Below are 12,524 nucleotides of genomic sequence, written 5' to 3' on the forward strand. Positions count from 1 at the left end.
CTTCGTACCAGCTTATTCATCGGTAAATTTCTGATCGACTTTTAGCGATCCAGGGACGAACCGTGAACAAGAACGCTGCCTATGATGTACGGCCTGCCATCCTTAATTGCGAGACCGCGTTGGGAAGCGCATTGGTGGCCATGTTCAAGTTGGTTGAGAGCGAACTGACTTGTGAGAAGGCCCCGCCTGCGGCGCTTACCGTCGTTATCTTTGGTGGGTGCGCGGTGCATCTGTATACAAGTCATCGGGTTTCCAGTGATGTCGATGCAGAGTTCTTTGCGTCGGAGCTGCCTTCGAGCCTGGATTTACAGACTATGCTGGCGGCAGTCCCCCAGACATTCGTGGATGAGCAAAGCGGTCGAGTGGTGGAATTGTCTTATGACCTCAACTTCACGTCTGGATTGGGCCCATTGCATGAGGACTATCTGGAACGCGGAGTGCCGCTTGATTCGTTCGGGCCGCTGTCGCCATTGCGAGTTCTGATAGCGTCGCCGGTCGATCTTGCTATTTCCAAGCTCGGACGCGGGACTGAGCAGGACGTCAGCGATATCTTCGCCCTGTTGCGTACCGGCTTCATCCTTGCTGCCGAGTTTGAGCGTTTGGCCCTGCAGGCCATTGATTGCTATGTTGGCAATCACGAACCTCCCACATCCATCCTCACCAATATTTTGCAGGACTACCTGGAGACCGCCGATGGACAGCCCGGTTGAACGCCACTTACTTTCCGAAGCGATGGCCAGACTCGCTGATCAACCGCTGAGTCAGGCCGATGATTGCGCGTTGGTGAGTCTGGCTCAGGAGGTCTGGTATGAGCACTCGAGCATGGAGTCTGAATTGCGCAGATTTCTCGCCAGCAATCCTGGCGAGCTGGCGGCGCGCCGAGTGGGGTACCTTCTGGAAAAGCTGACCCGGTTCCCCTGTGCGACTGACGAGCGGGTGCGCGAGACTTTGCATGCGCTGAGTTTGCTGATTCAGCGTTTTCCGCGTCAGGGCGACGACCAGCAACTAGCGGAGACTCGCCTGCGTGACCGTCGGGACGAGCTTGCACTGTCGTGGGGACTTAGCGAGGGGTTGGGGTTGAAAGTGCAGACCCTGCTGCCGTATCAGACGCGCCATTACGCAGCGGGACGTAACTCGGCTTTCAAATAACCAACACTTGGTTTATCACCGCTGAACCCGGCTTTCAGCAGGGGCGAGAATCCGGACAATGACTTTTCAAACCCTGCAATCCCCACCCCGCCACTGCTTCGGACTCACCCCGAACCATCGTTTGAACGCCCGTGAAAAGGCGCTGGTTTCCGAGTAGCCGAGCAGCGAGGCGAGTTGGGTGATGCTGAGGTTCTGCTGCTTCAGGTGGCTCAGGGCCGAATCCTGGCGGATCTGGTCGACCAGTTGCGTGAAGCTGATGCCGTGTTCGCGCAGTTTGCGCTGCAGGGTCCATTCGGACAGGCCCAGGGTCTGGGCGATGTCTTCCAGCGCCGGTTCGCCCAAGTGCAGGGTGGCGACGATGGTCTGGCGGGCGCGGTCAAGGAGCGTCGCTTCGTGGCGGTTGCCCGTGCTGCTGCCGTTCTCGCCCAACTGACGGATCGCGTCTTTGATCAGCATCAGCAGAATCGGGTCGCTGCCCGGCATGGCCTTGCCGACGACATCGCCCTTGGGAATCAGCAGCGAATTGCAGCGCTGCCCGAAAGTTACGTCAGCGCGGAAGACGTCGCGGTGCTCGTGCCAGCCCTGGGGTTGGGCATGTTCGAAGGCCACTTGCCGAGGTGCCCAGTCCGGGCCGAGCACGTGGCGCACGAGGTTCAGCGCCATGCCCATTGTGAGTTCGGCGTCCTGGCGTCGTTCGTTGATCGCGCCGTGGCGGACCTGATAATCAAACCGGTAGCACTCGCCTTGATCGACCAGTTCGATCAGCGTGCTGTGCTGGTGGAAGGGGAAGGCGGCGGAAAAGTTGATCAGCGCGTCTTCCAGCGTCGCCGAGCACAGACCAATGTAGCCCAGCAGACCCAGTGCCTGAGGCCGGAATTGCTGGCCGTAACGCAGGCCGAAATTGTCGCAGCCGGTCTGGCTCGCGGCTTCTTCCAGCACTTTGCAGTAGTTGGTCAGCGGCAGGCTCAGGGTCGGGTGCAGCAATTGCTCGGGGTCGATCCCGGACCGCCCGAATACGCGGTCCAGATCACCGCCGTGCTGCAGGATGAACCCGTCGAGCCCATTGGCCGCAGCCGACAGCACGCCGCGGTTGCTGGCGGCGGGCATGTTCGATGCGGCGGCGGGGACGAGGGTCGGGAGCATAGGGGTGATGGCTCTGACGGTGTGTAGGCAAAGTGTGCAAGCAAATGTCATACCTTCATGGCTTCAGCACACCTTCCGGCAACCACGGGCCGGCCTGCCATTCAGCTGTGGAGGCTTGATCGCACCTCGGCTGGGCGGACGTCTTCGCGAGCAAGCTCGCTCCCACAAGAGGCGCGGTGCTACCCGGCGACTCATCCGGCAACCAGAGTTTTGGGAAGTACGGTGCCACGCCGATCCGGAAACACAGCCTTACACTGACCTCAATCGTGACCCCCAATAAAGCACCGGGCCGTTTTCACGCGCCAGCGTGGCGCACCCCCGGCAGATACCGGGAAAACTTGACCGCAGACGACATACGGTGCAACGCACTGTCAAGCCATGGCCGGCGCGCTGTGACTATGCTCGACGGCAGACAAATACCGTCGCCTGGCTACCGGGGTACACGCTCATGACTGCTTCACAACTCAAACCGACCTTGGGAACCCTGCACTTGTGGGGACTGGCCGTGGGCCTGGTGATTTCCGGCGAATACTTCGGCTGGAGTTACGGCTGGGGCACCGCCGGGACGCTGGGCTTTCTGGTGACCACGCTGATGGTCGCGGTGATGTACACCTGTTTCATCTTCAGTTTCACCGAGCTGACCACCGCGATTCCCAACGCAGGCGGGCCGTTTGCCTATAGCCTGCGCGCCTTCGGCGTCACCGGCGGGATGATCGCGGGGCTGGCGACACTGATCGAATTCGTCTTCGCCCCACCGGCCATCGCCATGGCCATCGGCGCCTACCTCAACGTGCAGTACCCGTCCCTTGACCCAAGGGTTGCGGCCATCGGCGCGTACTTCGTCTTCATGACCCTGAACATTTTGGGCGTGAGCATCGCCGCGACTTTCGAACTGGTGGTCACCGTCCTGGCGGTGGCTGAACTGCTGGTGTTCATGGGCGTTGTCGCGCCGGGCTTCAGCTTCAGCAACTTCGTGCTGGGCGGCTGGGCGGGTTCCGACACCTTTGGCCTGCCGGCCATCAGCGGCATGTTCGCGGCGATCCCGTTTGCCATCTGGTTCTTCCTCGCCATCGAAGGCGCGGCCATGGCGGCCGAAGAAGCCAAGGACCCGAAACGCACCATCCCGCGGGCCTATGTGGCGGGCATTCTGACCCTGGTGGTGCTGGCGATCGGCGTGATGATCTTCGCCGGCGGCGTGGGCGACTGGCGCACGCTGTCGAACATCAATGACCCGCTGCCCCAGGCAATGAAGGCCGTGGTGGGCGGCAATTCGAACTGGATGCACATGCTGGTGTGGATCGGCCTGTTCGGTCTGGTCGCCAGTTTCCACGGCATCATTCTCGGTTACTCGCGGCAGTTCTTTGCCTTGGCGCGGGCGGGCTTTCTGCCGCCGAGCCTGGCGAAACTGTCGCGCTTCCAGACCCCACACCGCGCCATCCTCGCAGGCGGTGTGATCGGCATCATCGCGATTCTCAGCGACGGTGTGATCAATCTGCAGGGCATGACGCTGACCGCCGCGATGATCACCATGTCGGTGTTTGGCGCTATCGTGATGTACATCATCAGCATGCTCAGCCTGTTCAAGTTGCGCCGCAGCGAACCGAACCTTGAGCGCAGCTTCCGCGCCCCGGGTTACCCGGTTGTGCCAGGCATCGCTCTGGTACTGGCGGTGGTGTGCCTCGTCGCCATGGTCTGGTTCAACCTGCTGATCTGCGCCATATTCATCTGCCTGATGGCCGTGGGCGCGCTGTTCTGCAAAATGGTCCGCGGACGCAGTGCGGCGGTCGCGGTCACCGGTTAATCACGCGGTTTCGACAAAAGAGGTGTGCATGAGCTTCTCCCACAGCATCGGTGGCATGGTCTGGCGCTTCGACAGCCTGCGGGAACTCATGGCCAAGGCCAGCCCCGCGCGCTCAGGCGACTTCCTGGCCGAAGTGGCCGCAAGCAGCGATGCCGAGCGTGCGGCGGCGCAAATGGCCCTGGCCGACGTGCCGCTCAAGCAGTTCCTCACCGAAGCGCTGATTCCCTACGAAGAGGATGAAGTCACCCGCTTGATCGTCGACAGCCATGACCGCGCTGCCTTCGCTCCGGTCAGCCATCTCTCGGTTGGCGGCTTCCGCGACTGGCTGCTGGGGGACGACGCCACCGAAGCCAGCCTCAAGGAACTGGCGCCGGGGCTGACCCCGGAGATGGCGGCAGCAGTGTCGAAGATCATGCGGGTGCAGGATCTGGTGCTGGTGTCCCAGAAGATTCGCGTCGTCACCCGCTTTCGCAACACCGTCGGCCTGCGTGGGCGCATGTCCACCCGGCTGCAACCCAATCACCCCACCGACGACCCGGCCGGCATCGCCGCCAGCGTGCTCGACGGCCTGCTGTACGGCAACGGCGACGCCATGATCGGCATCAACCCGGCCACCGACAGCGTCAGCGCCATCAGTGAACTGCTGAAAATGCTCGACGGCGTCATTCGTCATTACGAGATTCCCACCCAGTCTTGCGTGCTGACCCACGTCACCTCTTCGGTCGCGGCCATCGAAAAGGGCGTGCCGCTGGATTTGGTGTTCCAGTCCATCGCCGGCACCGAAGCGGCCAACAGCGGTTTCGGCATCAGCCTGGAAGTTCTTCGCGAAGGCTACGAAGCCGGGCTGAGCCTGAAGCGCGGGCCGCTGGGCGACAACCTGATGTACTTCGAAACCGGGCAGGGCAGCGCCTTGTCGGCCAACGCTCACCACGGCGTCGATCAACAGACCTGCGAGGCCCGCGCCTACGCCGTCGCGCGGCATTTCAACCCGTTTCTGGTCAACACCGTGGTCGGCTTCATCGGCCCGGAATACCTCTACAACGGCAAGCAGATCATTCGCGCGGGGCTGGAAGACCACTTTTGCGGCAAGCTGCTCGGCGTGCCCATGGGCTGCGACATCTGCTACACCAACCATGCCGAAGCCGATCAGGACGACATGGACGTGCTGCTGACGTTGCTCGGCGTCGCGGGGATCAATTTCATCATGGGCATTCCGGGGTCCGACGACGTGATGCTCAATTACCAGACCACCTCGTTTCACGACGCCCTGTATGCACGCAAGACCCTCGGCCTGCGCCCGGCGCCGGAGTTCGAGGAATGGCTGACGCGCATGGACATCCTGCGTCAGGATGACGGCGGCGTGCGGCTGGGGCAGGGCGTGCCGCCGCTGTTCCGCAAGGCGCTGGCGCAACTGAATTAGGCGAATTGAATGACCGGCGTGATCAGTAGTCGAGAGAGGGGCTTGAGCCATGAGCGATGACAAGAAATCACCCGCACACGCCGATGCCTGGCAGCAGTTGCGGACGCTGACCTCGGCGCGAATCGCCCTCGGGCATGCCGGCACCAGCCTGCCGACGGCGGCGCAGCTGGATTTCCAGTTCGCCCATGCACAGGCCCGCGACGCGGTGCACTTGGCGTTCGATCACGGGGCGCTGGCCGAGCAACTGGCGGGCCGCTCCCGCGAGACGTTGCCCCTGCAAAGCTCGGCAGCCGATCGCAATATCTATCTGCAGCGCCCTGATCTGGGGCGGCGTTTGTCCGAGGCGTCGGCTGCCCAACTGAAAGATTACGCAGCGGCGAATCCCGAGGGATTCGATCTGGCGCTGGTGGTCGCCGACGGGTTGTCTGCCTTGGCGGTGCAGCGTCACAGCCCGGCGATGCTGGAACGCATTGATGAAATGGCGGCAGCGGAAGGCTGGAGCCTGGCGCCGGTGGTGCTGGTGGAACAGGGCCGGGTCGCCGTTGCCGATGAAATCGGCGCACTGCTCAAGGCGCGCATGGTGGTGATCCTGATCGGCGAGCGGCCGGGCCTCAGCTCGCCGGACAGCCTCGGCCTGTACTTCACCTACGCACCGCGCGTGGGCCTGAACGACGCGGCGCGCAACTGCATTTCCAACGTGCGCCTCGAGGGCATGAGCTACGCCATGGCAGCGCACAAATTGCTGTACCTGATGCGCGAAGCCTGGCGCCGGCAACTGTCCGGCGTGAGTTTGAAAGACGACGCACAAGTGCCGGTGCTGGAGGCGGGCGAGGGCAGCCGGCCGGGGAATTTTTTGCTCGGTGGATGATGAACCTAGCCAGTCCAGATGATCGTGCCCACGCTTTGCGTGGACATGCCCCTGTGACGCTCCGCGTCAGCTTTGCAGGGCTGGAAATAACTGGCGTCTTTTTCGACGCCTTCCCGGCTAAAGCCGGTCCCACATTTTAGGTCACGGCCAGTTTCACCAAATGCACGCGGTGCTTAAAGTGGGACCGGCTTCAGCCGGGAAGAGGCCAGCACAGCCGCAGCATCTCCATCGGCGGAGACACCGCTTTCCCGGCTAAAGCCGATCCCACATTTTAGTTCACAGCCGGTTTGACTGGATGCACGCGGTGCTTAAAGTGGGACCGGCTTCAGCCGGGAAGAGGCCAGCACAGCCGCTGAATCTCCACCGGCAGACAGACCCCCTTCGCGAGCAAGCTCGCTCCCACATAATCGTCGACGCCGCCGGATCTGAACCAGGCTCCGTAACGTGTGGGAGTGAGCTTGCTCACGAAGAGGCCATTGCATCCACTGCATTTCTGACAGTAGGTACACCGATTTCCCGGCAAGCCGGCCCTACGAGCTGCGCGGTGTCAGCCCGCTTTCCAGATTCATTTGCTAGGCTGCTCCCACCACTCCCGAGAGCGCTGCCCCATGTCGACTGCCCATTCCGACTGTGCCACCACGCACTTCTTACGTGAATTCTGGCTGGCCCTCGGCGGCGAGCCTCGCTACCTCGATCATCTCCAGTTCACCGGCGAAGGCGCGCTGGCGTCGGTATTTCCGGTCACCGGTTTCGCCACCGCCGCCATCGCTGCCGCGCATCTGGCGGTGGGCGAAATGATTGATCAGGCCCACGGCACCTCGCCTGCGATCACGGTCGATCGGCGCCTGGCCTCGTTCTGGTTCTCAACGTCCCTTCAGCCCCAGGGCTGGTCACTGCCGGCGCAGTGGGACGCGGTGGCGGGGGACTATCGCGCGGCGGATGGCTGGATTCGTTTACACACCAACGCACCGCACCATCGTCAGGCCGCGCTCGCCGTGCTGGAGACCGCCGCCGAGCGCGACGCGGTCAGTCAGTCTGTACTGCGCTGGAAGGCCAGTGAGCTGGAAAGCGCGGTGGTCGACAATCAGGGGTGTGCCGCCGCAATGCGTAGCGCCGCGGCCTGGCGCGAACATCCCCAGGGCCGCGCCGTCACCGCCGAACCCTTGCTGCATCGCACGCAGGCCCCAGCGGCACCGGCTGCAGCGCATCAGTCAAACCCTGCACGACCCGAATGGATCGTCCCGCGCGAACGTCCTTTGCAGCGCATCCGCGTGCTCGACCTCACGCGCATCCTGGCCGGCCCGGTGGCGACGCGGTTTCTTGCCGGTTTCGGCGCCGAGGTACTGCGCATCGACCCCCTGGCTGGGACGAGCCCGGCACCGTGCCGGAGGTGGTGCTGGGCAAACGCTGTGCGCGGCTGGACCTGCGCGACCCTGCCGATCGCGCAGTGCTGGAGGCCCTGATCAGCGAAACGGACGTGATGGTTCACGGCTACCGCGCCGACGCCCTCGCGCGGCTGGGCCTCAGTGCCGAACGCCGCCGCCAGCTCAATCCCGGTCTGGTGGATGTATCGCTCAACGCCTACGGCTGGACCGGCCCGTGGCGCGAGCGACGCGGTTTCGACAGCCTGGTACAGATGAGTTGCGGCATCGCCGATGCGGGCATGGTCGCAGCGGGAAGTGATCGGCCCGTGCCGCTGCCGGTGCAGGCGCTGGATCACGCCACGGGGTATTTGATGGCGGCGGCAGCCGTGCGTGGACTGACCGAGCGACTGACCACCGGGCAGGGCGTGCAAGTGCAGGCATCCCTGGCGCGCACCGCGTTATCGCTGATGTCGTTTGCTCGAACCGAGGCCCAGCCTGCAGCGCTGCTACCGCTGAATCCGAGCGATTATTCCGACGCCATCGAGCACACCGCCTGGGGCCCGGCGCTGCGCCTCAAACCCGCCGGGCAGATCGACGGCACGCCGACCCACTGGGATTTACCGGCGAGCGAACTGGGCTGCGTCGACGCGAGATGGCTGTAACGCGCGACGGGTCGAAGGCCTGTCAGCCACCCGCAATCATCACATCCAGGTTCTGCACCGCCGCCCCGGCCGCGCCTTTGCCCAGGTTGTCGAACACGGCGGCCAGCAATACGTGGCCATCGTTTTCGAACACCATCAGCCGCAGGTTGTCCGTGCCATTGAGCTGGCGCGGGTCGATCCCTGTCAGCGCGCGCGACTGCTCCATCGGCATGACTTCGACATACCCGCTGCCCTGATAATGTTCAGCCAGCGCGGCATGCAGCGTCGCGCCCGTCACGCCGTGGGGCAGCAGGCGCGTTTGCAGCGCGATGGTCAGCACGATGCCCTGACGAAACGCGCCATAGGCCGGAACGAACATCGGCCGCTCGCTCAGCCCGCTGTACTGCTGGATTTCCGGCACGTGCTTGTGCGCGAGACTCAGACCGTAGACTTGAAACGGAATCGACTGGGCCGCGTCAGGTCCTTCGAATTCATCGACCCCGGCGCGGCCTTTGCCCGAATAGCCTGACACCGCGTTGATGCTGATCGGGTAGTCGCGGGGCAGCGAGCCCGCCTCCAGCAACGGCCGCAAGAGACCGATCGCCCCGGTGGGGTAGCAGCCCGGATTGCTGACGCGGCGGGCGCTGGCGATGCGTTGTTTTTGCGCGTCGCTTATCTGCGCGAAACCGTAGACCCAGTCGGGGTGGGTGCGGTGCGCAGAGCTGGCATCGATGACCCGCACGTCCGGATTGGTGATGCTCGCGGCCGCATCGCGCGCGGCATCGTCCGGCAGGCACAGCACGGCGATGTCACACGCATTGATCGCGGCAGCTCGGCTCACAGGGTTCTTGCGATGCTCGGCCGGCAGGGTAACCACGTGCAGGTCGGTGCGGCCTTGCAGGCGCTGGTGAATTTGCAGGCCGGTGGTGCCTTGGTCGCCGTCGATGAAAACAATAGGGAGGGGCATGGGTTCGATTCCGCAAAAAGGTCGTCAATGGACGCCATCTTCCAGCGCACTTATGGATAGAGAAAGTTGAATTTATTGACGGTAGACTTCAGCTTTTCTGAAGAAGGGGCCGGGCGATGCGGGAAATCAGTCTGGATCGGTTGCGCACGTTAGTGGCCATCGCCGATCACGGGTCGTTCGCTGAAGCGGCGCGAGTCCTGAACCTCGCGCCGCCGACGGTGAGCCTGCACATTGCCGATCTGGAGCAACGGGTGGGCGGCGTGTTGCTGTCGCGCACTCGCGGACGGGTTCAGCCTTCGGCCATCGGCGACACCCTGATCGAACGCGCGCGGCGCCTACTGGCTGATGCCGAACAGGCGCTGGAAGACGTCGAGCGTCAGGTTCAGGGACTGGCCGGGCGGGTGCGGTTGGGGGCTTCGACGGGCGTCATCGCGCAATTGCTGCCCCAGGCGCTGGAAACCCTGGCGCAGGTGCACCCCGGCATCGACGTGCAGGTGGCGGTGCTGACGTCGCAACAGACGCTGCAAAAGCTCGCGGACGGCAGCCTGGACATCGGGGTGATTGCATTGCCCCAGGCGCCGGTAAAGGGACTGTCGATTCAGCCGTGGCGGCGCGACCCGGTGATGGCGTTCCTGCCGGCTCGCTGGGACTCTCCGCCAGTGATAACGCCGTCATGGCTCGCCAGTCAGCCGCTGATTCTCAACGACACCACCACGCGGCTGTCCCGCCAGGTGGCGGAGTGGTTTGCCGGCGAGGGGCCGCAGCCGACGCCGCGCATTCAGCTCAATTACAACGACGCGATCAAGAGTCTGGTGGGGGCGGGCTATGGCGCGACATTATTGCCCCACGAAGCATCCACGCCAGCGCCCGAGAACCGCATTGTCATGCGTCCGTTGCAGCCGGCGTTGTGGCGGGAGTTGGGCATTGCGCACCGGGCGGGAAACGTCGAGCGCTCGACCGGGTTTGTGCTGGAGGTGTTGCAGGAGCTGGAGGCGTTATAGCGGAAAAGGCGGTAAAGCAGACGTGTAGCCGACCGGTGCTTGATCCTGTCAGGCGCCCGGTCGGTTACAGCGTGGCTGTCATGCCATCAGAATTTGAACGCCTGGCGCCCGATCAGCAGCCATTGGCCTTTCTGTTTCTGCCAGACCTGAAAGTTTTCGATCTCGGTCGGCACGACCTTTCCACTGTTCACCGCTTCTGCGGAGAAGTGATTGCGCACTAGGGCAGTGTCGCCGTTCATGTTGATTTTCTGGTTTTTCATCTCAAGGGTATTGAAGCCGCTGCGACCGGTTTCGATGTCGGCGATGAACTCATCCTTGTTCTGCACTTTGCCGCTGGAGTGGCCGTAGGTGACGTTGTCGGACGTCAGGGCTTTGAGGCCGGCGATGTCCTTGTGCAGCATCGCCTGGGTCATTTTGTCCACCGCTTTGGCGACGTCTTGCTCATCGGCAGAGGGAGCAGCGGCAACGAAGCCTGAAAACAGGCACAGGAAGCCGAGGGTCAGTTTGAGTCTGGTCATAGGTGCATCCTTTTTTATTGTTGATGGAAGCGTAAAGCAGAGGCCATCTGGCAAAAGTGGCTTTTGTACGTCGTCGTACAACTGCGCCGCTCAGGCTAGCCCACAACGGGCGTGTTGGAAAGGGAGTGTTTGAAAGCGGGGAGCCGCCGCGGCGCCTCTTGATACAGGCTGGCGAAATCCTGCTTTACTGAGGACTCGCTGCGGCACGTTCAGACGCTCGCTATCGCGCCTGTGGCCGTTGAACCACCGATGAGGATGCGCACAGATGACCCGTCTCACCGCCAAAGACTTTGCCCCGGAATTGCTGGAGCTCTATGACCACTATGTTCACGGCAAGATCAATCGCCGGGAGTTTCTCGATCGCGCAGCGGTGTTCGCCGTGGGCGGCCTTGCGGCGACGACGATTCTGGCCTCATTGAGCCCCAACTACGCGCTGGCCGAGCAGGTCGAGTTTACCGACCCGGACATCATCGCCGAGTACATCACGTATCCGTCGCCCAAGGGCCATGGTCAGGTGCGCGGGTATCTGGTGCGGCCGGCGAAGGCCGATGCCAAAGTCGCGTCGGTGCTGGTGGTGCATGAAAACCGAGGTCTCAATCCCTACATCGAGGACGTGGCACGGCGTGTGGCTAAAGCCGGTTTCATTGCCTTGGCGCCTGACGGTCTGACGTCGGTCGGGGGCTATCCGGGCAACGACGACAAGGGCCGCGAGCTGCAGCAGAAAGTCGACCCGGAAAAGCTGATGAACGATTTCTTTGCGGGCATCGAATGGCTGATGGCGCATCACGCTTCGACCGGAAAAGTCGGGATCACCGGGTTTTGTTATGGCGGGGGTGTCTCGAATGCGGCCGCAGTGGCCTACCCGGAGCTGGCGGCGGCGGTGCCGTTTTATGGCCGGCAGCCCAGGGCTGAGGACGTGAGCCGGATAAAGGCGCCGTTGTTGTTGCATTACGCTGAGCTGGATAAGCCGATCACTGACGGCTGGCCGGCGTATGAAGCGGCGTTGAAGGCGGCGGGGAAGACGTATGAGGCTCATATTTATCAGGGCGCCAACCACGGTTTTCATAACGATTCGACGCCGCGGTATGACGATGCTGCCGCGACATTGGCGTGGAACCGGACGGTGGATTGGTTCAGGAAGTACCTGGTCTGACAGTGAAGGGGACTGATTTATTTACAGCGCTTCATCGTAAATTAATCTGTCCCCGGGGTACGCGGTGCGGCTGCAATGGTCGGCCTAACGGCCTCCGGTTTCGCCTTCGGCGAGTTACTTGGAAAAGCACCCCAAGTAACCAAGGGTGCTTGCTCCTGGTTGGGCCCTTCGTTCCTCAGGGTTCCTTCACTCCGGTCTCGCTCCGTGGGCCCGCGCCGAACGGGCATCCATGCCCTGACGGCGCTCTCGCCGCATCCATGCGGCTCGGCCCACTGCGCGAGACCTGCGTTCAGCCTGCACCAAAGTCGCGACTGGCGGTGTTTGAGCCTTTTGCGTATGAAGATCAAAAGCAGATCAAGTGCTTCCCGGCTAAAGCCGGTCCTACAGTCGAGGTCGCCGCCAATCCCGTGGTGCGCATTGATCGTTCCTCACGATCCGCGTGGGAATGCATCCCCTGACGCTCCGCGTCACCGGTCTGGCTGGAGGAACGCGCTCTCAT

10 protein-coding genes and 1 pseudogene are annotated in these 12,524 nt (G+C 62.9%); 8 read left to right on the forward strand and 3 right to left on the reverse strand.

Going from position 1 to position 12,524, the window contains the following annotated elements:
• The first annotated feature begins 62 nt into the window (after window positions 1–62).
• Window positions 63–710 carry a DUF6036 family nucleotidyltransferase gene (locus JN403_RS13850; protein ID WP_240356557.1) on the forward strand — a complete coding sequence of 216 codons (648 nt, stop codon included), beginning with the start codon at window positions 63–65 and terminating at the stop codon, window positions 708–710.
• Window positions 694–1,149: a hypothetical protein gene (locus tag JN403_RS13855; RefSeq protein ID WP_205482821.1), complete on the forward strand. Its 456-nt coding sequence runs from the start codon at window positions 694–696 to the stop codon at window positions 1,147–1,149. Before JN403_RS13850 ends, JN403_RS13855 begins: the two co-directional genes overlap by 17 nt.
• A 66-nt stretch (window positions 1,150–1,215) precedes the next feature.
• On the opposite strand, the gene JN403_RS13860 is transcribed toward JN403_RS13855, so the two are convergent.
• Window positions 1,216–2,292 (reverse strand): AraC family transcriptional regulator, encoded by a 1,077-nt coding sequence (locus JN403_RS13860; RefSeq protein ID WP_205482822.1) that lies wholly within the window; start codon window positions 2,290–2,292, stop codon window positions 1,216–1,218.
• A gap of 448 nt (window positions 2,293–2,740) precedes the next feature.
• On the opposite strand from JN403_RS13860, the gene eat reads away from it, so the two are divergent.
• From eat to JN403_RS13880, 4 genes and pseudogenes are all read left to right on the forward strand, one after another.
• Entirely contained in the window at window positions 2,741–4,093 is a 1,353-nt protein-coding gene (eat, locus tag JN403_RS13865; RefSeq protein ID WP_122534432.1) for an ethanolamine permease, read from the forward strand.
• Window positions 4,094–4,121: 28 nt separating this feature from the next.
• Entirely contained in the window at window positions 4,122–5,513 is a 1,392-nt protein-coding gene (locus tag JN403_RS13870; RefSeq protein ID WP_205482823.1) for an ethanolamine ammonia-lyase subunit EutB, read from the forward strand.
• A 49-nt stretch (window positions 5,514–5,562) separates the two neighbouring features.
• Window positions 5,563–6,381 carry an ethanolamine ammonia-lyase subunit EutC gene (eutC, locus tag JN403_RS13875; protein WP_205482824.1) on the forward strand — a complete coding sequence of 273 codons (819 nt, stop codon included), beginning with the start codon at window positions 5,563–5,565 and terminating at the stop codon, window positions 6,379–6,381.
• Window positions 6,382–7,043: 662 nt separating this feature from the next.
• Window positions 7,044–8,407: pseudogene (locus JN403_RS13880) on the forward strand (CoA transferase).
• Between the two features lie 22 nt (window positions 8,408–8,429).
• Here the strand turns inward: JN403_RS13880 and argC are convergent.
• Window positions 8,430–9,353, reverse strand: a complete 924-nt coding sequence (gene argC / locus JN403_RS13885) for an N-acetyl-gamma-glutamyl-phosphate reductase (protein ID WP_205482825.1) — start codon at window positions 9,351–9,353, stop codon at window positions 8,430–8,432.
• A 116-nt stretch (window positions 9,354–9,469) separates the two neighbouring features.
• On the opposite strand from argC, the gene JN403_RS13890 reads away from it, so the two are divergent.
• Window positions 9,470–10,354, forward strand: a complete 885-nt coding sequence (locus JN403_RS13890; protein WP_205482826.1) for a LysR family transcriptional regulator — start codon at window positions 9,470–9,472, stop codon at window positions 10,352–10,354.
• Between the two features lie 86 nt (window positions 10,355–10,440).
• Here JN403_RS13890 and JN403_RS13895 read toward each other — a convergent pair whose 3' ends face one another.
• A complete protein-coding gene (locus tag JN403_RS13895; protein WP_205482827.1) occupies window positions 10,441–10,872 on the reverse strand; it encodes a nuclear transport factor 2 family protein in 432 nt (143 codons plus the stop codon).
• Window positions 10,873–11,137: 265 nt separating this feature from the next.
• Between JN403_RS13895 and yghX the strand changes: the two genes are divergently transcribed.
• Window positions 11,138–12,025 (forward strand): YghX family hydrolase, encoded by an 888-nt coding sequence (yghX, locus tag JN403_RS13900; RefSeq protein ID WP_122623736.1) that lies wholly within the window; start codon window positions 11,138–11,140, stop codon window positions 12,023–12,025.
• The last annotated feature ends 499 nt before the right edge of the window (window positions 12,026–12,524 follow it).

This window comes from Pseudomonas sp. 15A4 (genome assembly GCF_016925575.1).
GTDB lineage: Bacteria > Pseudomonadota > Gammaproteobacteria > Pseudomonadales > Pseudomonadaceae > Aquipseudomonas.